This window comes from Pseudomonas juntendi (genome assembly GCF_021560075.1).
GTDB classification, from domain to species: domain Bacteria; phylum Pseudomonadota; class Gammaproteobacteria; order Pseudomonadales; family Pseudomonadaceae; genus Aquipseudomonas; species Aquipseudomonas juntendi.
In genome coordinates this window covers 4,185,470-4,206,162 of record NZ_CP091088.1, presented here as the reverse complement: position 1 = coordinate 4,206,162, position 20,693 = coordinate 4,185,470, and the positions used below count along the sequence as shown (strand labels likewise).

Genomic DNA, 20,693 nt, shown 5'->3' with positions numbered 1-20,693 from the left:
GGGTTACTCCGGGATGTGATCGCCGGGGATTATCTCACCACTGCGCGATAAGTGCAGGTCCCGGTGAATCAGCAGGCCAGTGGCCAGGTCGCCCTGCAGGGTGTAATGCAGCGGCTGCCCACTTTTCAGCAGCTTGGCCAGTGGCTTGAGTTGCCGCCAGAGGTTGGTGCGTGCGGTGATCTTGAAGGTCCGCCGGTCGTGGCCGCCTACGCTTCGCCACAGGCTGGTTTCATCCTGCACCAGCAGCAGGTCATTGAGCCGCACGGCATAGGCCAGGCTGCGAATGAACAGACGGCTGTCGTTGGGGTTGATGACCTCCAGGTGCAGTACGAATTCCTGCTGCAGCAACCTGGCCTTGACCGTTTCGACCTCGACCAGGTGCACTTCAGGCGGGCGCCAGTCGTCTGCGCTCCAACTGGCGCAGCCCGTCAGCAATGCCAGCAGCGAACCGAGCAGCAGCAGACGGGCGCGTTCGATCATGCTCGGTTCCCCATGTAACTGGCGCAGCATTTCTTGAACTTCTGCCCGCTGGCGCATGGGCAGGGGTCATTGCGCCCGGCCTTCAACGCGACCGTGGGGTCTATGAAGTACCAGCGCCCGGCGTGCTGGACGAATGCCGAGCACTCGCGGTGCTGGTGGTCGCCGTCCGGGTCGTGCCAGCGTGCGGTGAACGTGACAAAGGCATGCTCGGGCTGGCCGCCCAGCACCTGCGCGCTTTCCACTTCCAGCCCCAGCCAGGTGCTCTGGGCGCTCCAGGCGGCCATGCCGGCGCGGTCCAGCTGGGCCTGTTGGGCGGGCAGGGTGGTGGCGACCAGGTAGTCGACCAGGCCCAGCACGTAGGCACTGTAGCGTGAGCGCATCAGCGTCTGGGCATCGGGTGCGGGGGTACCGGCATGGTAATGCCCACAGCAGGCATCAAGCAGGTTGCCACTGCCACAAGGGCAGACCGAGACACTCATCATCACCACCAGTACTTGCCAAAGTTTTCCGGGTTGGCCCAGAACTGAGTGGCGTATGGCGGCAGGCCAAGCGTAGCGGGCTTCATAGAGGACCTCAAGGAGTTTGGTGACAAAGCTGGTGACAGTGTTGGTGACAGACAGCAAGACCGCAAGGGTGAATTAACCGGGGTCCTTAACGCGCCCACGGGCACCCATGCGAGGGCCTACGGGGGAGCCTGCGCGGGAAGTCTTGTAATGGTGACCTTTCAGATTTTTCTGTCAGATTCTCAAGGGGGCCTGTGAGACCACAACCAGAACCCCAGTTGAACGGCCAGACAGACCCAGTAGAGGGCCTGTAGGTGGTCCATGGGGTTTCTCCTATAGGTTGATGGTTAGATGGCCTCAGCGGGCCTTGAGAGCAGCTAAACGCTGGTGCCTTCTGGCCATCTTCTTGATGTCCCCATAAGGGCAGCGCTCACGTTCGAGCAGGTGAATCACAGCGGCCTGTACTGAGACACGCTCAAAGCCAGACCCTTCCAGTTCAAGCCAGCGTTTGACGATCATGTTGGACAGCTTGAAGGAATACCGGGAGAGCAGCGTAAAGGTCAGCTCTTTGTCGAGGATGGTCAGTGGACGTGGCTTGCCTTGGGCATCTCGATACTGGGCCTCAGCAAACGTAGCCGATCCAGATTTGGATTGGCCGGTAAGCTCCAGCTCATTGAGCATCTTGGTGATGTCGCGGAGGACGTGGCCGTGGTTCTTCCCGGTGATCTCAGCGATCTCCAAGGACGACATACCGGGCAGGCCGTTAAGGGTCGTTGGGGATACCGCCCCGGCCTTGGAGATGTTCTCGAAGATGGTTGCTGTGTTGGTGGTCATGTTCATGCCTCCACCTCATAGCCCATTGCTTCAATGAGGGCCACAGCGCCCTTGCGGACAGCCTTTACCTCACCTTCAGGAGTGATCCAGACGTTGCCCTTGCGGACCTCAGCGAGCATCTCAGGGGCCATCAGGGTCGCCCTCAAGGACTTAGGTCGGACTGGCTTAACGAGCGCCTTAGCGGCCTTCAGGGACAGGAGAGTGGTTACATTGTTGTTCATGTTCATTGGTCTTTTCCTCTTGTTTGCTCCCTCAAGTTCGCTCCCACGGGCAGCCGAAAGACCCGACCAAGGGTTCTGCCGGTGGCATGAAGGAACAAACAGGAAGACTTTCGATTAGATGGGTGCCCAGCGACGGGCGATAATGCGGATAGGTGAAGCTGTGCCCCTGCCGGTCCCTCTTTAGGTCCGGCCTTACGGGGCGCTTTTAGATCAGCTCAGGGCAATGCGAGTGACCAGCGGGAACGGCACTTGGACAGTCTGGAGACGATCCTCGGTCAGAGCTACCTTGACCATGCCATTGGCGATGATGTCCACCTCAGCCATGATCTCAAGGTCCCAGCCTTGGGCGTTCGGATTGCGGGTCGCTTCAATGCGCCAGATGTTGCCGTCTCGGCGCTCACGGTAGCTCAGCGAGGTGAACAGCTTGGGCAACATGAAGATGCCATGGTCGGTCCCGGTGTACGGCTGGATGCCTGCTCCAATGAGGTCCTCAATAGAGTCCTGACCAGCACGTTGAGCAGCACGCTCAAGGACAGCCACCAGAGACACGGGCAGCAGGATCACGAAGTCGCTCAGCGAGGTCCCTACAGTCTGGTTAACGTGGGTCGTCATGAGGTCAATGAGTTCCTCAGCGATCTCGGCAGGTTTGCCCGTTGGCTTGACCTCAGAGACACTCTCGGTGCTTGGGGCGGTTGCCAAGATGGCAGCGACCTTACCGGCTGCGCTGTGCTCGATGTCACGGAGCATCTTGTCAGCGGTCTGCTCCATAGATTGGACGGTGAAGCCTGCCATCAGATTGTGGTCGAGGATGGTGGCACGGTGACTGATGACCAATGCCGTGTCGGTGGCCTCAGTGAAGATGATCGACCCGGCCAAGACTTCACCATTCTCGACAGTTTGGTTATCCCAGTTCTTGCGAGGGTCGAAGGTGACGGACCGGTCAGCCATGGTGATGATTTGTTGCCCAGTGGCCTCAGTGCCAGCCAGACGGAACTCACAAGGGGTTGCCTCCATGGCAGCCTCTCGCCACTCATCGCCGTTCAAGTAGTCCTCAGCGGCCTCGACAAGGGCCTCCACATAGACGGACACATCGGTGGCCGCTTGGGTCTCTGAGCGGACATCAGCAGTGTTGAATCGAATCGACCCAGTGTGCTCATCGGTGATGGCGGTGGTGTAGGTCGAAGGTTTGGTGTACTGGAAGGGCTTAGTCATGGTTGTTTCTCCTGAATAGATGAATGAAGTGGTTGTGTGTCGAGGTGCTGTTACCAGCCAGCGCTATTGGCACGGGAGGCAGCACGGATACGGGCACCATGCTCACGAATGGCAGCGGCTCGGGCTTCCTTATCGGCCTTCGCTTGGGCGATCTCACGAGGTGTGTACTCACGGCAGCGCTCTTGATGCCAACGGGCCTCAGCCTCTCTCTGAGCCTTCTCTTGGGCCTTCTGGTATTGGTCTTGGCGGTACTCTCGGGCAACTACGGGAATCGCTTGGAGCGACAGACCGGCCTCATCGAACGCCTTAACGATCTCGAATTGCTGGCCCTTAACGGTCCCGCATTGGGCGACCAACATGGGCAGCATGATGTTCTCGACGTACTCACGGCTCAGGGTCTGGCCCGACACGGTGACTTCGTTCTTCAGGACTTTCGTGATAGTGATTTTCATGGTTTGGGTTCTCCTATTGGGGACCCTTTGATTCGTCCTTGCGCCATAGACGCGCACGACCAGACGGCCAAGGAGAAAGCCTTCGCGGGCATCTTCAAGGACGATCAAAAGGTTCTGGGTTTCAAATGGTTTTGATGACGCTGATTCAGGACATGGCAAGCCTGAAGGGCATCGGTATTGCGAAGGGATCAACCGTGGCGACGGCTGTTGTGCAGGGTCGAGGAAATTATTTTGTTGTTGGTCTTCCTGTCTTGGCCATAGTGAGGGTTTTTAACGACAGTCTTGACGGACGCCTTTAAGTTGTGAGTGAGATTCCCTCAGAGCCACTCAATGGAATCCTCAAGTGAGTCGTGGCGATGGCTTGCAGACACAACCCTTGTTCAAGTAGCTGGTTCAAACGGTCGAGGGTCTTTTGGGGACACTTAGCGAGGACCCGTTGGGCCAGACCATCCATATCGAAGGTGACCTGTCCATCCTTGTAGGTCCTGAAGTTGAAACGGTGGTCACTGAGAGTTCGGCGTAGCTCAATGAGCTGGGTTCGAGCAGGTCGAGGGAATACAGTGGACAAGATAGACACGTCCTGATCGGTGAGGCGTGAGTTAGCTGGGCAGACAATGATGGTCATGGTGTGAGGTCTCCTTTGAGGTGTTCTTATAGATGCCCTTTGAGATGAGGGGAGTTGTAATTAACAACCCCTCTCCCTCTGGGTCTGGTCGATGAGCTGGTCGATGCTTTGACCTGAAGATGGTCGTTGAGATTTTCTTTATATTATCCGGCGTTAAGTCGCTAAACCCCGGAATAGGGCCTCTGCGCCTACCTCAGCCACAATCTCAGCCTTGATGTCCGGGTGCCTCTCCACATACGAAGCGATCCCATGGGCAGCGTGTCGGGCAGCCTTGGCGATTCGCTGGGCGGTTCTCAAGGAATACTCATTGGTCTTACAGGCGTCCGCTGTGATCTCCGAAAGGAACAACGCACCGATGACCGCTCGGGCCTTGACGTTGATCTTCCCGTTGGTGACTCCGGCACTGGTGATGATTGACCCGGTAATGATGTCGTCTACCCATGGCAGCGGATCGGGAATCGCAAGGAGGTGCATGTAGGCTGCGACAGGGTTAGCGAAGGTGGCCTTTGGGCGTCCACGGCCTCGCTTGGGTTCATCGCTTGGGGTCTTTGGGGCAACCCCTTGGGCTTCGTCGGCAAGGCCCTTGGCGGCTTTCTGGTGGTCCTCAGAGAGCAACTCATCGGCACGACGCTCAGCAGCCCATGCCTGATACTGGGCCTCAAGGTTGGCAGGTCGGACCATATCCTTGCGGCTGATGACCTCGCCTGTGATCGGGTCAATATGAAGGATGGTGCCTGTTTCGTGATCGACGTGGCGGTGTAATGGTTCGGGTTGGGTGAGCAGGGTCATGGAAGTGGTCCTCATATGGCCGCTGCGAACGTGCAGCCATAGTGAGGGGTTTTGCGTCACCAGTATCCATGATGCCCACAGCAATCGGGCCGATGTTACTGATTGCTTTGGAGTCCGTTGACGATATCATCAATAAATTGCTTCTTGCCAATTAGTGACAGAAGATCGTTGCCGAACTGCATTGGCGGCTCTATAGAGTTAATCACTATATTACCACCTTGCCTGCCAATAAGGGCAACGTGCTCTACCTGTGTCATCGTCTTGACATATCCGATATAAAAGCCGAAAGGTTTTTCAAAGCGCTCGAATTTTTTCTCAGTAGTTCCATATTTTTGGAAGAAACTTCTTATAGCTGCATTGTTTATATGAGGGAGCACAACAGGGTTTCCAGAACTATAAGAATTCATGGAGGCAGCAGTCAGTTTTGAGATGCCGTTCAAGTCAATGAGGTATTTTATTATAAAAAAAGCTACCAGCGACATGCCAAAGGTCGGAATGGCAAACAGCACCGCAAGGAGAAAACCAATAATCACAATTGCCATATTGAATCCTTCCTAAATTAAGGCCAGCCCCTTAGGGAGCCAGCACCATTATTGATGTCATTTTGTCATCGTATCACGGAGCTTCGTTCAACACTTCATCAATGAGAACGCCTTCACCAGAGCCTCGTGGAGTGTCCCTACAGGAACCCTCTGAGACCCCGCGTAGAGGTCGTAAGTGATGTTCCCTGAGCTGTGCCCGGTGATGCTCTGAGCGATGACCTCAGGGGTCGCTGCGGCCTTCAGCAGACCTGACAGGGAATGCCTCAGTGAGTGGAACGACTGGTCACTGCCTGCCTTCAGCCCCAGCGGCTCACGTAGGGCCTCATTGAGCGGCTTGTTGAAATAGTGAGCCTTCGCCTTGAACAGCTTGCCGGGTTCCGATGCGACCCACTCAAGGAAGGTCTTGAGGGAGAACCCATAGGCCCCATCGACCAGAGGCACTTGCCGGATGGAGAAGTCATTTTTCAGGGTCTTTCCCTTCTCGTCCTTGTTGATGTCGATGACGGTGATCCCGTCCACTTGCTTTATGTCGTCCTGAGTCAGTTGGTACAGCTCGCCAATGCGGGCACCTGTGAGGACTCCCAGAGACAGTGCCCAGCGCTTCCAGTCGGTCACAGGCAAGGTATTAGCGTGGTCCATGATGGTCGCCACTTCCTCACGGGAGAACGGTCTACGCTCGCTTTCAGCGCCCCTCTCAATCTTCAGGCCCTTGTCATAGGAGCGTTCGATATAGCCGTTGTTCTTTGCCCAGTCCATGACGGTCGATAACTGGCCCAGTAGCTTGTTGACAGTCAGAGGCTTTCGGCCCTCCATGACTCTCTCTTTGAGCGCCACCATGTCAGCCCGTGTGTGGGTCCTGATGTCGAGGTCTCCGAGAAGCGATGAGAGGGTCCTACAGTTCGATGTCACTGCCTTATGTGTGTCACCTGTCACGTTGCCTTGGCGTTCCTTAAGGAACATCTCAGCGAGACCCTCGAAGGTAATCGGGTCTGTCGAGGACGCATTTACAGATAGGGACACGGAAGGGGCTACAGACGTGCTACAAGATAGCTCTCCAATGATCTCTGTGAGTTCCTGAGGACGACCCTCAAGACGCTCCTGAGCAGCCCTGAGAACCCGCTGGCCTGTGCCAATGGCTCGCTGCTGGCTCCCAGTGAACCGACCAAGCGAGGCAGCCTCAGCGAGATGGTTGCTCATCTGGTCATAGATTTCCATGTAGAGGCCCCGTGAGTCCTCGCTATGGCCCCGTAGGGCGTCCTCAGCGATCTCCTTGAGTCGTTCCTTGAGGTCCTCCCACGAAGCTTCAGGGCGGTCGAGGTGGAAGACAGCCAGTGTCTTGAGGATGTCCTTTGAGAACTGCATAGCGGTTGGCCTATCAGTGGAACGGAGAGAGATGGCGAGACTACGGGTTGAGCATCCCCGAGGGCGAACCCTCAGGTAATAGATTCCTGACCGTCTGTAGTGCCAGACCGAAAGGGCCTGAGATGGTCGTTGGTGACAAGGCTGGTGACAGGCTGGTGACAGTTGGCCCTGCTCTGGCATAGCTTCGATAGCGTTCATGGTTAGGTAAGCCCTTGATATTCATGGGTTTACCACCAGTACTTCCCAAACATTTCCGGATTGGCCCAGAACCTGGCGTTGAGCCAGTCCGGGACCTGCTTGTAATCATGCAGATCATAGGTGAACAGGCTCAACACCTGCTCATCGCGGCAGAATTTCTCGCTGGCTGACAATGCCAGGGCGAAAAAGTCGGTGTCCTGCCAGCTGCACGCCGCCAGGTCGGCCAGCACGGCAACCCGGCTGGCATTGAGGTTGCGAATGCCGCCCAGCAACTCCAGGCCGGTTCGCTTGGGCAGGTGTTCCAGGCAGTCCACCAGCAAGGCCAAGTCGAAACGCTGGGCTGCCAGTTCGGCAGGCAGTGGCCCTGGCGCAGCGGTAGCGATGGTCACCTGCGGGTGCGCTTGGGCAAAGGCGTCCAGCGCCGGGAAGCGGGTGCCCACCAACAGCAGGCGTTGCGGGGTGAAGCGTTCGAGCAGGGCCGCCAGGGCCTGCTGCGGGGTACGTTGGGAAAAACCTGCGGTCATTGCCAATCCTCGTTCAAGTCGTCCAAGACTAGCCGGCTGCAGCGTGCGGGCATAGAGGTATGTGACCGCGTCGTGGCTAATTGCTGGCAGCATTGGAATGCGCGGTCTTTACTCCCAGAGATCGGCCTTATGCCGATTCCCCCTAGGAGAAGCAATGAAATGAGCATAGTACGCACAGCGTTACCCCTGGTACTGCTCACCAGTGTGTTGACTGGTTGTGCAGGTTTGCAAAAAACCGACTGGCCTAAATGTGCCGCCGTCGGGGGTGTCGGTGGCGCCGCGCTGGGCGCTATCGAAAGTTCCAGCTGGGCTGGCTGGGGCGCGTTGCTGGGCGGCGGCCTGGCGGCAGGTTATTGCTGGGCCCATGGTGATGGCGACGAAGATGGCGATGGCGTGCCGGACAGCCGCGACAAGTGCCCGGGCACCCCACGGGGTGTGCAGGTCGATGCCAACGGTTGCCCGCCAGCTGCGCCGGCGGTGGTCGAGGAAGTGGTGGTGGTGGAGAAGGAAGAAGTCATCGTCATTCGTGATGTGCACTTCGAATTCGACTCTGCACGCCTGACTGCCACTGACAAGGAGCGCCTCAACACGATTGCCACGCGGCTGAAACAGGAAGCGCCCTCTGCCCGCCTGAGTGTCAGCGGCCATACCGACAGTGTCGGCTCCGACAGCTACAACCAGAAACTGTCCGAGCGCCGTGCCCACTCGGTGACCGACTACCTGGTGCAGAGTGGTGTACCGCGCAGCAGCTTCGTTTCGGTGGTAGGTGCCGGTGAAACCCAGCCGGTGGCCGACAATGCCACGGCCGAAGGGCGTGCCATGAACCGCCGTACCGAGATCAAGATCCAGCGCTAGCTCGGCGTGCGCCCGTGCCTTGGGCAGTGGCACGGGCGCTTTCTCAGCGCCGCCGACAATGAAACCGAGGAAAGGCGCGCGCGCAACCGACGGGTGGAACTGCACCTCAGCTGACGGGTGCTGGCGCCTGCCTTGGCATTGCAGTTAATGTGGAGCGCACGGCCGGTGCGAACCGGCCGGCACGCCATAACAACAATCAATGGGGGCGGGGTATGAAGTTCATCCTGGGCCTGGGCAAGGTCCTGACAGTCGCATTCTGGGGCGTGGTGTTGTTCAACCAGTTGCTGCCCCAGCCGTTGCCTTTCAATCTGCTGATCAATGCCCTGGGCATCGTTGTGCTCAGCCTGCATCTGCTGGAAATTCTGTTCTTCAATGGCAGCTTGCGCGGGCGCAGCCACCGTTGGTTCGATCGCCTGCAAATTCTGTTGACGGGGATATTCCACGTCATGTCCATTCCCCGTGCGCAGGAGGCGCTGCGAAATGCGTAATCTGATACTGCTTGCCCTCTTGGCTGCCCCCTTTGCCCACGCCGAAAGCCTGGAGGTTGCTGCCAATTCCATGCTGCGCCTGCCGAGCAAGTCGGCCAGTGTACACCTTGAGCATTTGCGTGTTGCCGATGCTGCCACCCTGATGCTGCCTGCGTCGCTGGCGCAATTGAAGGTCGACCAGTTGGAGCTGGGGCGTGATGCGCGGATCGTCGTGGCCCCTGGCGAGCAGCCGTTGCTGATCGACGTGCGTAGCGCGCGCCTGGGCGAGGGCAGCGAGTTCAGTGCCACCGGCGCTGCGGGCAGCTACCAGCGGGCAGCCCGCCCCGGTCGTAGCCTGGACCTGGTACTGGCGGAGCTGGATGCCCAGCAGCTGGTCATCGACGCCCGGGGCGGCGCCGGTGCACCGGGCTACGCTGGGCTCGACGGCGGCAATGGCCAGGCCGGCGGCTGCACCTGGGGCCAGGCCAGCCGCGGGGCCAATGGCGATGATGGCGGCAACGGCCATGATGGTGCAGCAGGTGGGCGCATACGCCTGAGCTTGCCGCAAGGCTTTGCCCAGGAGCACATCGTCGTGCGCCTCGATGGCGGGGCGCCGGGCAAACCCGGTGAGCCTGGCAAGGCCGGCAAAGGTGGGGCGAGCAAGGGTTGCCTGGTGTACCGCACCGATGCCGGTGCCAATGGCCGACCGGGGCAGCCTGGCCAGCCAGGCTTGGCGGGGGCGGCGGGCGAGCTGATCCTGCAGCGCCTCTGAACCGTGCGCAGGGGCCTGGGTGCGGCGTTGTCGCCATGGGCCCCACCCACCGGCCGCGCAGGCAGCCCGCCAGGCGAAGGGCTGCCTGCAATCAGATCACCAGCCGCGAACTGGCCACCGCGACCACGGCCAGCCCCAGCAACAGGTTGATGCCCACCATTCGCCGAATGCGGGCCAGCACCGCCGCACCCGTGGGCCAGTCCTGCGCCTGTACCGCCGCTTTCAACTCTGGCAACAGCAAGGCCTGGATGCGCATGAACAAGGCGAACATGGCGATCCCGCCGCCGATCATCACGTGAACGTACTTCGGCGCAGTCTCGAACCCGCTGAAGCGCAGGTGCAACATGCCGATACCACTTATCGCCAAGATCGCCACCGCCAGCCAGACCCAGACGAAGAAGCGTCGGAAAACTTCCACCCACAAGCGCAGGCGCGCAGGCCCCTCAAGGGCTGTAACCGTGGCGGGGCGCAGCACCAGCCAGGCGAAGAACATGCCGCCAACCCATACCAGGGCGGCCAGAACATGCAGTGTGTAGGGCAGGGTAAAGGCGAGCATCCGGATCTCCATGCGGCACGATAGGCAATAGCGGGGTATGATAGCCGCCCCATGCGAAACACTGAAAATATATCCAGCCCTACGGGCGTCTGCAGACCATGATCAGCAACGAACTCAAAGCCACCATCCAGGGCGCCTATACGCGTTTTCTCGAAGCCAAGAGCCTCAAGCCGCGCTATGGCCAACGCCTGATGATCGCCGAAGTGGCCAAGGTGCTTGGCGACATTCCCTGCGACGATGAAGGTCGCCGTGCCGGCGAGCCTGCCGTGGTGGCGGTGGAGGCGGGCACCGGTACCGGTAAGACGGTCGCCTATGCGTTGGCCGCGATTCCGGCCGCCAAGGCCGCCGGCAAACGCCTGGTGATCGCCACCGCGACCGTGGCCCTGCAGGAGCAGATCGTCATCAAGGACCTGCCCGACCTGATGCGCAGCAGCGGGCTGAACTTCAGCTTCGCCCTGGCCAAGGGCCGTGGCCGCTATCTGTGCCTGTCGAAACTCGACATCCTGCTGCAGGAAGGCCATGCCCAGTCGGCCACTGCCCAGCTGTTCGAAGAAGAAGGCTTCCACATCGAAGTCGATGAACGCAGCCAGAAGCTGTTCAACAGCATGATTGAAAAGCTCGCCGGCAACCGCTGGGACGGTGACCGTGACAGCTGGCCCGAGGCCCTGGAGGACCAGGACTGGGCCCGGCTGACCACCGACCACAGCCAGTGCACCGGTCGCCACTGCCCGAACTTCCAGCAGTGCGTGTTCTACAAGGCCCGTGAGGGGATGGGCAAGGTCGATGTGATCGTCACCAACCACGACATGGTACTGGCCGACCTGGCCCTGGGCGGCGGCGCGGTATTGCCCGATCCGCGCGATACCCTGTATGTATTCGACGAAGGCCACCACCTGCCAGACAAGGCCATCGGCCATTTCGCCCATTACTCGCGGCTTCGCTCCACCGCCGACTGGCTGGAGCAGACTGCCAAGAACCTGACCAAACTGCTGGCCCAGCACCCGCTGCCGGGGGACCTGGGCAAATACATCGAGCAGGTGCCGGAGCTGGCGCGGGAAGTCCGCACCCAACAGCAGTTCATGTTCACCCTGTGCGAACAGGTCGCCGACTTCCGCCCGAGCGAGGACACCGAAGGCCGAGAACGGCCGCGTTACCGCTTCGAAGGTGGCGTGGTACCGGAGCAGATCCGCGAGGTCGGCATCGAGCTGAAAAAGGGCTTTGCCCGGCTCAATGATCTCTTCACGCGGCTGGCCGACCTGCTCAAGGAGGGCATGGACGGCGAGGTCAGCATCGGTATCGCCAGCCACCAGGCGGAAGAGTGGTACCCACTGTTCGGCAGCCTCGTCACCCGTGCCCAGGGCAACTGGGAGCTGTGGACGGCCTTTACCGCCGAAGACCCGGAAGACAGCCCGCCGATGGCGCGCTGGCTCACCCTGGCTGAAAGCGGGGCGTTGTTCGACATCGAAGTCAACGCCAGCCCCATCCTCGCTGCCGAAATGTTGCGCCGCAGCCTGTGGAGCGTGGCCCATGGCGCGCTGGTGACCTCGGCCACACTGACCGCGCTGGGCAAGTTCGACCGCTTCCGCATGCGCTCGGGGTTACCGCGCGATGCCGTCACCTGTGTGGTGCCCAGCCCGTTCGTGCATGGCGATGCCGGCCTGCTGCGGGTGCCTGACCTGCAAGCCGACCCGCGCGACGCTACCGCGCATACGGCGGCGATCATCCGTGAGCTGCCGGGTATCGTCGAAGGGGCCCGGGGTGCGCTGGTGCTGTTCTCGTCACGCAAGCAAATGCAGGATGTGTTCGACGGCCTGGACCGGGACTGGCGCAAACTGGTGCTGATCCAGGGCAACCTGTCCAAGCAGGAAACCCTCAACAAGCACAAGGCCCGGGTCGACGATGGCCAGCACAGCGTGCTGTTCGGCCTGGCCAGCTTTGCCGAAGGGGTCGACTTGCCGGGGGCCTATTGCGAGCACGTGGTCATCGCCAAGATTCCGTTCTCGGTGCCCGACGACCCGGTCGAAGCTGCCCTGGCCGAATGGATCGAGGCCCGCGGCGGCAACCCGTTCATGGAAATCGCCGTGCCCGACGCCTCGCTCAAGCTGATCCAGGCCTGCGGTCGGTTGCTGCGTACTGAACAGGACCGCGGCATCATCACCTTGCTTGACCGGCGCCTGGTCACCCAGCGCTATGGCAAGGCTATTCTCAATGCGCTGCCGCCGTTCCGGCGGGAGATTTCCTGATCGCCGGAGCACTTGCTTCGGCGCGCTGTCCATTACTCAGTCCTGGGCCATGACGGCCCTGAAGGAGAGCCCCAGCCTTATGGTCCGCCGTACCCTGCCCGCTGTTTTCGCCCTGTTGTTCAGCTCGTCCGTATGGGCCGGGCAGCAGACGCTGTTCAGCTTCGTGCGCCCGGCCTCGGTGGTCAACGTGGCGACCGAGGATGCCGGTATGCCGCAGTACAACGCAGAGCAGACGGCCGAAGGCGAGGTGCTGCGGCGTGTGGTGTTCAACCCGGCGCAGCGGCCGACCTTGCGCCTGAGCCCGCAAAGTGGTGTGTGGGACTGGTCCAGCGGCAAGTTTCTTACCTTGCGCCTGCAAAGTGCCATGGACTGGGCGCTGACCGTGGATGTCACGGTGCAAGGCAGCGATGGGCGCACCCTGACCAGCCGTATCGATTTGCCGGCCGGCCCGGCGCAAACCGTGATGGTGCCGCTGACCGCCAGCTCGCCGTTGAGCCAGGGCATGCGCGCAGGCCCCCCCATGCCCTGGCTGCACGGCGGCCAGCGGCTGCTGCTGACCAGCAGCGCCGGCGCTGTAGACCTCAAGCAGGTGGCCTCGGTCAGCTTGAGCATTCCCGGCCCCAAGGTCGCCCAGAACCTGCTGATCGAACGGGTGGGCATTCAGGATGACGACCAGGCCCATCAGGCGGCGTACCGTGAACTGATCGATGCCTATGGGCAGTCCACGCGTGGCAGCTGGCCGGAAAAGGTGGCCAACGACGAACAGCTCAAGGCAGCCGCCACCCGTGAACAGCAGCAACTCAAGGCTTGGCTGGCCGAGCGCGGCAAGCAGCAGTTGGATGCCTATGGCGGCCTGCTGGCGGGGCCGGCCTTTGCTGCCGAGGGTTTTTTCCGTACCGAAAAGCGTGATGGCCGCTGGTACCTGATTACCCCTGATGGCCACCCGTTCTATTCGCTGGGTGTCAATGCCGTGGCCGCCGACGGCGGGCGTACCTACACCGCCGGGCGTGAGGCCATGTTCAAGGCACTGCCGGGAGAGGGCGACGCCCTCGGAGCGTTCTACGGTGAAGGCAACAACGACGACGGCAATGCGTCCTCGCAGGGGCGCAATTTCAAGAAAGGGCGCTGGTTCGACTTCTATGCAGCCAACCTGCAGCGGGCCTATGGCAAGCCCTGCCCGCCGGCGGCAACAGCGCAGCCGGCCGCTTGCCCACCGCTGGTAGTGGACACTGGCCGTTGGCAGGCGCATGCGCTCGACCGTTTGCAGGCCTGGGGTTTCAACACGCTGGGCAACTGGAGCGAGCCTGCCCTCGGCCAGGCCAGGCGCATGCCCTACACCCTGCCGCTGTCGATCGTTGGCGATTACGCCAGCATCAGCACCGGCATGGACTGGTGGGGCCGCATGCCCGACCCGTTCGACCCGCGCTTTGCCATGGCCACCGAACGCGCCGTGGCCATTGCTGCCCGTGATCACCGTGACGATCCCTGGCTGATCGGCTACTTTGCCGATAACGAGCTGGCCTGGGCCGCACCGGGTAGCGAGCCCAAGGCCCGTTATGGCCTGGCCTACGGCACATTGCGCCTGACCACCGACGTGCCTGCCAAGCGCGCCTTCCTCAAGCAGTTGCGTGACAAGTACCGCAACCAGGAGGGGTTGTCCAAGGCCTGGGGCATCGAGCTGAACGCCTGGGAACTGATGGAGGATCCAGGCTTCGAGGCACCGCTGCCCAGCCCGGAGCACCCGGAAATCGAGCGGGACTACCAGCACTTCCAGCAGGTGTTCGCCGAAACCTACTTCAAGACCATTTCCGATGCCTTGAAATGGCATGCACCCAACCACCTGTTGCTGGGGGGCCGTTATGCCGTGAGTACGCCAGAGGCGGTCAACGCCTGCGCCGAGTTCTGCGATGTACTCAGTTTCAACTTTTATACGCTCAAGCCGCAGGACGGCTACGATTTCGCCCGCCTGGCCGAGCTGGACAAGCCGGTGCTGGTGTCTGAATTCCAGTTCGGTTCGCGTGATCGCGGCCCGTTCTGGCCGGGGCCACTGGAGCTGGCGCGAGAAGAAGACCGCGGCCCGGCCTATGCCAATTTCCTCACTGCCGCCTTGCAACAACCCATGATCGTGGGCGCGCACTGGTTCCAGTACCTCGACCAGCCGGCCAGCGGTCGCCTGCTCGATGGCGAGAACGGCCACTTGGGGCTGGTGGCGATCACCGATGTACCGTACCCCGGTTTTATCGATGCCGTGCGCAAGGCCAACGCCCAGGCCATGGCGCAACTGCGCACCGGCCTGGAGAAGAAGCCGGCGCCATGATTACAGGTGGGTGCGGTGCACTGGGCATCGCGACCGCCGGGCTCAAGCCAGTTTGCAAAACGCCCAACTACTGAAACAATGCAGACCTTTTTGACTATCGTCACACGGAGAGCAGCGGGTGCAGATCCAGGGTCACTATGAGCTGAAGTTCGAAGCCGTGCGCGAGGCTTTTGCCGCGCTGTTCGATGATCCCCAGGAGCGTGGCGCCGCGCTGTGCATCCAGGTGGGGGGCGAAACCGTGGTCGACCTGTGGGCCGGCAGTGCAGACAAGGACGGCCAGCAGGCGTGGCACAGCGACACCATCGCCAACCTGTTTTCCTGTACCAAGACCTTCACCGCGGTGACCGCACTGCAGCTGGTCGGCGAGGGCAAGCTGGCACTCGATGCACCGGTGGCCAACTACTGGCCCGAGTTTGCCCAGGCCGGTAAGCAAGCGATCACCCTGCGCCAACTGCTCAGCCACCGTGCGGGTTTGCCCGCCCTACGCGCGCTGCTGCCGGCCGAAGCCTTGTATGACTGGCAGGTCATGGTCGATGCCCTGGCGGCCGAAACGCCGTGGTGGGCGCCTGGCACGGAACACGGGTATGCCGCCATCACCTACGGCTGGCTGATCGGCGAACTGATTCGCCGGGCCGACGGTCGGGCCCCGGGTGACTCGATCGTGGCGCGTACCGCTCGCCCGCTAGGGCTGGATTTTCATGTTGGCCTGGCCGACGAAGCGTTTCACCGCGTGGCGCATATTGCCCGCGGCAAAGGCAACCCCGGCGACGCCGCGGCGCAGCGCTTGCTGCAGGTGACCCTGCGCGAGCCCGAGGCCTTGTCCACCCGTGCCTTTACCAACCCCCCGGCGATCCTGACCAGCACCAACAAGCCAGAATGGCGGCGCATGCAGCAGCCGGCGGCCAACGGCCACGGCAACGCACGCAGCCTGGCGGGGTTTTATGCCGGGTTGCTGGACGGCAGCCTGCTCGAGTCCGAATTGCTCGACGAACTGACCCGCGAACACAGCCTTGGCCAGGACCGCACCTTGCTCACCCAGACCCGCTTCGGTCTGGGCTGCATGCTCGATCAGCCGGAGGTGGCCAACGCCACTTTCGGCCTGGGGCCCCGCGCCTTTGGCCACCCTGGGGCCGGGGGTTCTGTGGGGTTCGCCGACCCGGAACATGATGTCGCGTTCGGCTTCGTGGTCAATACCCTCGGGCCTTATGTGCTCATGGACCCGCGGGCGCAAAAACTGGTCCGTGTGCTTGCCGGTTGCCTTTGATCGGGTAATGCGGGTATTGCTTCCGCCCTTTGACTATCCTCAATGCCAACGCCTGAAGTGCCTAGGCAAAATATCTTTCTATTTCATGGTGTATCGCTGATGTCTTCACATAAAACCTTAGCACTCGCCCTGTGTCTGACCGCCGTTACCGGTTGCGCCAGCCACTCCCCGGAGGGCTCCAAGGAAGGTGGTTCCAGCTGGTGGCCTTTCGGTTCGGACAAGGTCGCCGAGCAGGAAGTGAAGGCAGCCGTCACAGACAATGTGGCCAAGGCCGATGCCAAGTCGGAAAGCACCAGCCGCTGGTGGTGGCCGTTCGGCGGTGACGACCAGCAAGCCAAGGGCCCTGTGGTGCCTAAAATCGACCAGCAGGCGACCCAGGCCTGGCTGGACGAGTACGAGCCGAAGCTGCGCGAAGCCATCAAGGACAGCAAGCTGGAACTGGAGCGCCGCGACAACGTGTTGGCCGTGACCCTGCCGGTGGACAGCTCGTACAACCCAGACCGCCCTAACATGCTGCTGCCCATGTCGCTTGGCCCGATCACCCGGGTTGCCAAAACGGTTGAAGGCGACCCTAAGACCGCCGTACTGGTATTGGGCCATGCCGACACCAGCGGTGCCGCTGCTGCCAACCAGAAGCTCAGCCTGGAACGCGCCGCGTCGGTTTCGGCTATTTTCCGCCTCAGCGGCCTGCAGCGTGACCGCCTGACCCTCAAGGGTATGGGTTCGGTAATGCCGCGTGCTGCCAATGACAGCCCCGAGGGCCGTGCCCTCAACCGCCGCGTGGAAATGCTGCTGACCCCGCAAAACACCATGGTCGCGCTGCTGGCCAAGTACCAACAGGCTGCTCCGGCACCGGCGCCGGCTGCAATGGTGGCCGTGCAGGATGCCAAGGCGCCTGCCGCCAAGCCGGCCACCAGCAAGCCGGCTGCCAAGCCCGCAGCGAAAAAGCCCGTGGCCAAGGCCAAGGCGCCTGCCAAAACCACGGCCAAGAAAAAAGCCGCGCCAGCCAAGCCTGTCGCCAAGAAAGCTACCACCGACAAGAAAGTAGCTGCCAATAGCCCTGCGAAGACCAACTGATCGTCAAGGAACGCAGCAATGACCCAATCCCTGGCCGATATGCGCCGCGACTACACCCGTGATGGCCTGGCAGAAGCCCAGGCGCCGGGCGAGCCGTTCGCCCTGTTTCACCAGTGGTTCGCCGACGCGGTCAAAACCGAGCAGGCGCCGGTGGAAGCCAACGCCATGACCTTGGCCACGGTGGACGGCGAGGGCCGTCCGCATTGCCGGGTACTGTTGCTCAAGGGGCTCGATGAGCAGGGTTTCACCTTTTTCACCAATTACGACAGTGCCAAAGGCCAGCACCTGCAAGCCAACCCGTTTGCAGCCATGACCTTTTTCTGGCCGGCGCTGGAGCGCCAGGTGCGTATCGAGGGGCGGGTGGTGAAGGTGTCGGCCAAGGAGTCGGACGACTATTACCAAGTGCGCCCACTGGGCAGCCGCCTGGGGGCCTGGGCATCACCGCAGAGCCGGGTGATTGCCGGGCGTGAAGAGCTGGAGGGGCTGGTGAAGGCCACCGAAGCGCGGTTTTCCGATACACAGCCACATTGTCCGGAACATTGGGGTGGCTATCGCTTGCTGCCTGAGCGGGTCGAGTTCTGGCAGGGGCGGGCGAGCCGTTTGCATGACCGCCTCAACTACCGGCGGGTCGATGGGCAGTGGCTGCGGGAGCGGTTGGCGCCCTGAGATTTTCCAGGGCTTGCCATGCCATGTCGCGACACCGCGACAGGGCATGGCCTTGCGACCCATCGCCGGCAAGCCGGGCTCCCACAGGTGGGATCAGGGCATGGTCGGTCTTTCAACGTGACCTTGAATACTCCACCGCCTCCCGTTGCAGCCAGCCTGCCAGTTCCCTGCGCTTCACCTTCGCCAGCCGCGCCTGCTCCAGCCTCTGCAGCATGAACGCGCGTTTGTGCGGATCAGCCCCTGCCAGCGACAACGCCAGGTCGCGGTCCATCCAGCGGCGCATGCGCACGTACAGCCACCCGTGGAAATAAAGCCCCGCAACGGTGGTCACCACGACGATGAAGTAATCCATGGCTATCCTTGGTCTCAATTGAAGCGCCATGGCACAGCCGCGCTGGCTGTACCCCGGCTGAATGAAAACAACTTTATTGCGTTTGTACCGTGACAGCCGTCAATGTGCAGCGTCTAATAAGCACCTGACTTATGGAGATTTTACCCATGCGTAAATCCGCTTTGCTGGTGGCAACCTTTACCACCATGTCGCTGCTGCTAGGGGGCTGTGCCTCGAGCCTGACCGGCGATAGCTACTCCCGTGATGAGGCCCGCCGCGTGCAAACCGTACGGATGGGCACTATCGAATCCCTGCGCCCGGTCAAGATCGAGGGTACCAAGACCCCGATCGGTGGCGGCGCAGGCGCCATTGTCGGTGGTGTGGCGGGCAGCGCCGTCGGCGGTGGCCGTGGCAGCATCGTTGCCGCAGTCATCGGTGCCGTTGCCGGTGGCCTGGCGGGTTCCGCTGCCGAAGAAGGCCTGACCCGTACCCAGGGTGTCGAGATCACTGTGCGTGAAGACGACGGCAGCATGCGTGCCTATGTCCAGGCCGTGCAGGAAAACGAAATCTTCCGTGTGGGCGACCGTGTGCGCATCATGACTGTTGACGGCACCAGCCGCGTTTCGCACTGAGCGTAGCGCAGCCAAACAAAACCCCGACTGGCGACTGCCAGCCGGGGTTTTTTTATGCTTCAGGCTGATGGCAGAGCCGGGGTACGCGAACCACGGTTCGGCTGACCCCCGTCAAAGGCCCAGCATGTCCCGCGCTACCGCTTCGGCAATGCGAATGCCGTCGACCCCTGCCGACAGGATGCCGCCGGCATAACCTGCGCCTTCGCCGGCCGGGAACAGCCCCTTGAGGTTCAGGCTTTGATAGTCCTCACCGCGGGTGATGCGCAGCGGCGAGGAGGTCCGGGTTTCGATCCCGGTCAACACCGCATCAGGCAGGTTGTAGCCCTTGATCTGCCGGTCGAATGCCGGCAGTGCCTCGCGGATCGCCTCGATGGCGAACGCCGGTAGGCTTGGTGCCAGATCGCCCAGGGTCACGCCCGGCTTGTAGGATGGCTCGACACTGCCCAGCGCGGTCGACGGCCGCCCCGCAACGAAGTCACCCACCAGCTGTGCCGGCGCCTGGTAATTGCTGCCCCCCATCACGTAGGCATGGGCCTCCAGGCGTTCCTGCAGTTCGATACCGGCCAGCGGGCTGCCTGGGTAGTCGCGTTCGGGGTCGATGCCGACGACGATGCCGGAGTTGGCGTTGCGCTCGTTACGCGAGTACTGGCTCATGCCGTTGGTGACTACCCGGCCCGGTTCGCTGGTTGCGGCGACCACGGTGCCGCCCGGGCACATGCAGAAGCTGTATACCGAACGGCCGTTACTGGCGTGGTACACCAGTTTGTAGTCGGCAGCCCCCAGTTTCGGGTGACCGGCGTATTTGCCAAGGCGCGCCTTGTCGATGAGCGTTTGCGGGTGCTCGATGCGAAAGCCCACCGAGAATGGCTTGGCTTCCATGTACACGCCTTTGGCATGCAGCATGCGGAAGGTGTCGCGGGCACTGTGGCCCAGGGCCAGAACCACATGGCGCGAGTGCAGTTGCTCGCCGCTTTCCAGCACCACGCCGGTCAACTGGCCATCTTCGATCAGCAGGTCGGTGACCTTTTCCTGGAAGCGCACTTCGGCCCCGAGGGCGATCATGTCCTGACGCATCTGCTCGACCATGCCGGTCAGGCGGAAGGTGCCGATGTGCGGCTTGTTGATGTACAGGATCTCGTCGGGCGCACCGGCCTTGACGAACTCTTCCAGCACTTTGCGGCCGTGGTGCTGCGGGTCCTTGATCTGGCTGTACAGCTTGCCGTCCGAGAAGGTGCCGGCGCCGCCTTCGCCGAACTGCACATTGGACTCGGGGTTGAGCACGCTCTTGCGCCACAGGCCCCAAGTGTCCTTGGTGCGCTGGCGCACTTCCTTGCCGCGTTCGAGGATGATCGGCTTGAAGCCCATCTGCGCCAGCAGCAGGCCGGCAAAAATGCCGCACGGGCCAAAGCCGACCACGATCGGACGTTCCTGCAGGCCGGCCGGGGCCTGGCCAACGAACTTGTAGGTCACGTCGGGGGCAGGGCCGATGTTGCGATCATCGGCGAACTTGGCAAGCAGCTCGGCTTCGTTGCTGGCTTGCAGGTCGATGGTGTAGATGAACAGCAGCTCGCTGTTCTTCTTGCGCGCATCGTAGCTGCGCTTGAACAGGTTGAAGCTGAGCAGTTGCTCGTCGCGGATGCCCAGGCGCTGGACGATGGCGTCACGCAGCGCTTCGTCGGGGTGGTCCAGGGGCAGCTTCAGTTCGGTGATTCGTAGCATGGCAGGGTCCAGTATCCCGGCCATGGGCGGCCGGCGGCTTTACACAAACCGC

Annotated in this window: 22 protein-coding genes; 9 read left to right on the top strand and 13 right to left on the bottom strand. The window is 61.7% G+C overall.

What is annotated here, in order from left to right; translation table 11 throughout:
- Positions 1–3 precede the first annotated feature (3 nt).
- From L1P09_RS19575 to L1P09_RS19530, 10 genes are all read right to left on the bottom strand, one after another.
- Positions 4–480 carry an LEA type 2 family protein gene (locus L1P09_RS19575; protein ID WP_009684591.1) on the bottom strand — a complete coding sequence of 159 codons (477 nt, stop codon included), beginning with the start codon at positions 478–480 and terminating at the stop codon, positions 4–6.
- Positions 477–959: a YchJ family protein gene (locus L1P09_RS19570; RefSeq protein WP_009684592.1), complete on the bottom strand. Its 483-nt coding sequence runs from the start codon at positions 957–959 to the stop codon at positions 477–479. Before L1P09_RS19570 ends, L1P09_RS19575 begins: the two co-directional genes overlap by 4 nt.
- A 381-nt stretch (positions 960–1,340) precedes the next feature.
- A complete protein-coding gene (locus L1P09_RS19565) occupies positions 1,341–1,823 on the bottom strand; it encodes a Rha family transcriptional regulator (RefSeq protein WP_221608290.1) in 483 nt (160 codons plus the stop codon).
- Positions 1,820–2,044, bottom strand: coding sequence for a hypothetical protein (locus L1P09_RS19560; protein ID WP_054904071.1), 225 nt, complete (start codon positions 2,042–2,044; stop codon positions 1,820–1,822). The genes L1P09_RS19565 and L1P09_RS19560 overlap by 4 nt, the downstream gene beginning before the upstream one ends.
- Positions 2,045–2,248: 204 nt before the next feature.
- Positions 2,249–3,250 (bottom strand): hypothetical protein, encoded by a 1,002-nt coding sequence (locus L1P09_RS19555; RefSeq protein ID WP_235768020.1) that lies wholly within the window; start codon positions 3,248–3,250, stop codon positions 2,249–2,251.
- A 50-nt stretch (positions 3,251–3,300) separates the two neighbouring features.
- The gene (locus L1P09_RS19550; RefSeq protein ID WP_235768019.1) at positions 3,301–3,702 is read right to left on the bottom strand and encodes a DUF6971 family protein; all 402 of its coding nucleotides are present in this window, start codon (positions 3,700–3,702) and stop codon (positions 3,301–3,303) included.
- 778 nt (positions 3,703–4,480) lie between these two features.
- Positions 4,481–5,116, bottom strand: a complete 636-nt coding sequence (locus L1P09_RS19545) for a hypothetical protein (RefSeq protein WP_235768018.1) — start codon at positions 5,114–5,116, stop codon at positions 4,481–4,483.
- 95 nt (positions 5,117–5,211) lie between these two features.
- Positions 5,212–5,658, bottom strand: a complete 447-nt coding sequence (locus tag L1P09_RS19540) for a hypothetical protein (RefSeq protein ID WP_235768017.1) — start codon at positions 5,656–5,658, stop codon at positions 5,212–5,214.
- Between the two features lie 87 nt (positions 5,659–5,745).
- The gene (locus L1P09_RS19535; RefSeq protein WP_235768016.1) at positions 5,746–7,020 is read right to left on the bottom strand and encodes a site-specific integrase; all 1,275 of its coding nucleotides are present in this window, start codon (positions 7,018–7,020) and stop codon (positions 5,746–5,748) included.
- 227 nt (positions 7,021–7,247) lie between these two features.
- Complete coding sequence (locus L1P09_RS19530; protein ID WP_009684600.1) at positions 7,248–7,742, bottom strand: DUF6231 family protein; 495 nt, start codon at positions 7,740–7,742, stop codon at positions 7,248–7,250.
- A gap of 159 nt (positions 7,743–7,901) precedes the next feature.
- On the opposite strand from L1P09_RS19530, the gene L1P09_RS19525 reads away from it, so the two are divergent.
- From L1P09_RS19525 to L1P09_RS19515, 3 genes are all read left to right on the top strand, one after another.
- Complete coding sequence (locus L1P09_RS19525; protein WP_009684601.1) at positions 7,902–8,597, top strand: OmpA family protein; 696 nt, start codon at positions 7,902–7,904, stop codon at positions 8,595–8,597.
- 212 nt (positions 8,598–8,809) lie between these two features.
- Positions 8,810–9,085 (top strand): DUF1145 domain-containing protein, encoded by a 276-nt coding sequence (locus L1P09_RS19520; protein ID WP_009684602.1) that lies wholly within the window; start codon positions 8,810–8,812, stop codon positions 9,083–9,085.
- The gene (locus L1P09_RS19515; protein ID WP_029887502.1) at positions 9,078–9,836 is read left to right on the top strand and encodes a collagen-like triple helix repeat-containing protein; all 759 of its coding nucleotides are present in this window, start codon (positions 9,078–9,080) and stop codon (positions 9,834–9,836) included. Before L1P09_RS19520 ends, L1P09_RS19515 begins: the two co-directional genes overlap by 8 nt.
- 91 nt (positions 9,837–9,927) lie before the next feature.
- On the opposite strand, the gene L1P09_RS19510 is transcribed toward L1P09_RS19515, so the two are convergent.
- Positions 9,928–10,392, bottom strand: coding sequence for a CopD family protein (locus L1P09_RS19510; RefSeq protein ID WP_029887503.1), 465 nt, complete (start codon positions 10,390–10,392; stop codon positions 9,928–9,930).
- Positions 10,393–10,490: 98 nt separating this feature from the next.
- Here L1P09_RS19510 and dinG point away from each other — a divergent pair, with 98 nt between their 5' ends.
- The 5 genes from dinG to pdxH all read left to right on the top strand — a co-directional run bounded on the left by dinG (position 10,491) and on the right by pdxH (position 17,959).
- On the top strand, positions 10,491–12,635 hold the full coding sequence (dinG, locus tag L1P09_RS19505) for an ATP-dependent DNA helicase DinG (RefSeq protein WP_029887504.1): 2,145 nt from the start codon (positions 10,491–10,493) through the stop codon (positions 12,633–12,635).
- A gap of 79 nt (positions 12,636–12,714) precedes the next feature.
- Positions 12,715–14,952, top strand: coding sequence for a beta-galactosidase (locus L1P09_RS19500; RefSeq protein ID WP_054904079.1), 2,238 nt, complete (start codon positions 12,715–12,717; stop codon positions 14,950–14,952).
- A 118-nt stretch (positions 14,953–15,070) separates the two neighbouring features.
- The gene (locus L1P09_RS19495) at positions 15,071–16,216 is read left to right on the top strand and encodes an EstA family serine hydrolase (protein ID WP_029887506.1); all 1,146 of its coding nucleotides are present in this window, start codon (positions 15,071–15,073) and stop codon (positions 16,214–16,216) included.
- A gap of 99 nt (positions 16,217–16,315) precedes the next feature.
- Entirely contained in the window at positions 16,316–17,293 is a 978-nt protein-coding gene (locus L1P09_RS19490; protein ID WP_054904080.1) for an OmpA family protein, read from the top strand.
- An 18-nt stretch (positions 17,294–17,311) separates the two neighbouring features.
- The gene (gene pdxH / locus L1P09_RS19485) at positions 17,312–17,959 is read left to right on the top strand and encodes a pyridoxamine 5'-phosphate oxidase (RefSeq protein WP_009684611.1); all 648 of its coding nucleotides are present in this window, start codon (positions 17,312–17,314) and stop codon (positions 17,957–17,959) included.
- 112 nt (positions 17,960–18,071) lie between these two features.
- Here pdxH and L1P09_RS19480 read toward each other — a convergent pair whose 3' ends face one another.
- Positions 18,072–18,311 (bottom strand): hypothetical protein, encoded by a 240-nt coding sequence (locus tag L1P09_RS19480; protein WP_054904081.1) that lies wholly within the window; start codon positions 18,309–18,311, stop codon positions 18,072–18,074.
- Between the two features lie 146 nt (positions 18,312–18,457).
- Here L1P09_RS19480 and L1P09_RS19475 point away from each other — a divergent pair, with 146 nt between their 5' ends.
- Positions 18,458–18,922 (top strand): outer membrane lipoprotein, encoded by a 465-nt coding sequence (locus L1P09_RS19475; RefSeq protein ID WP_009684613.1) that lies wholly within the window; start codon positions 18,458–18,460, stop codon positions 18,920–18,922.
- Positions 18,923–19,033: 111 nt separating this feature from the next.
- Here the strand turns inward: L1P09_RS19475 and L1P09_RS19470 are convergent, their stop codons facing one another.
- On the bottom strand, positions 19,034–20,641 hold the full coding sequence (locus tag L1P09_RS19470) for an NAD(P)/FAD-dependent oxidoreductase (RefSeq protein WP_009684614.1): 1,608 nt from the start codon (positions 20,639–20,641) through the stop codon (positions 19,034–19,036).
- Positions 20,642–20,693: the final 52 nt, after the last annotated feature.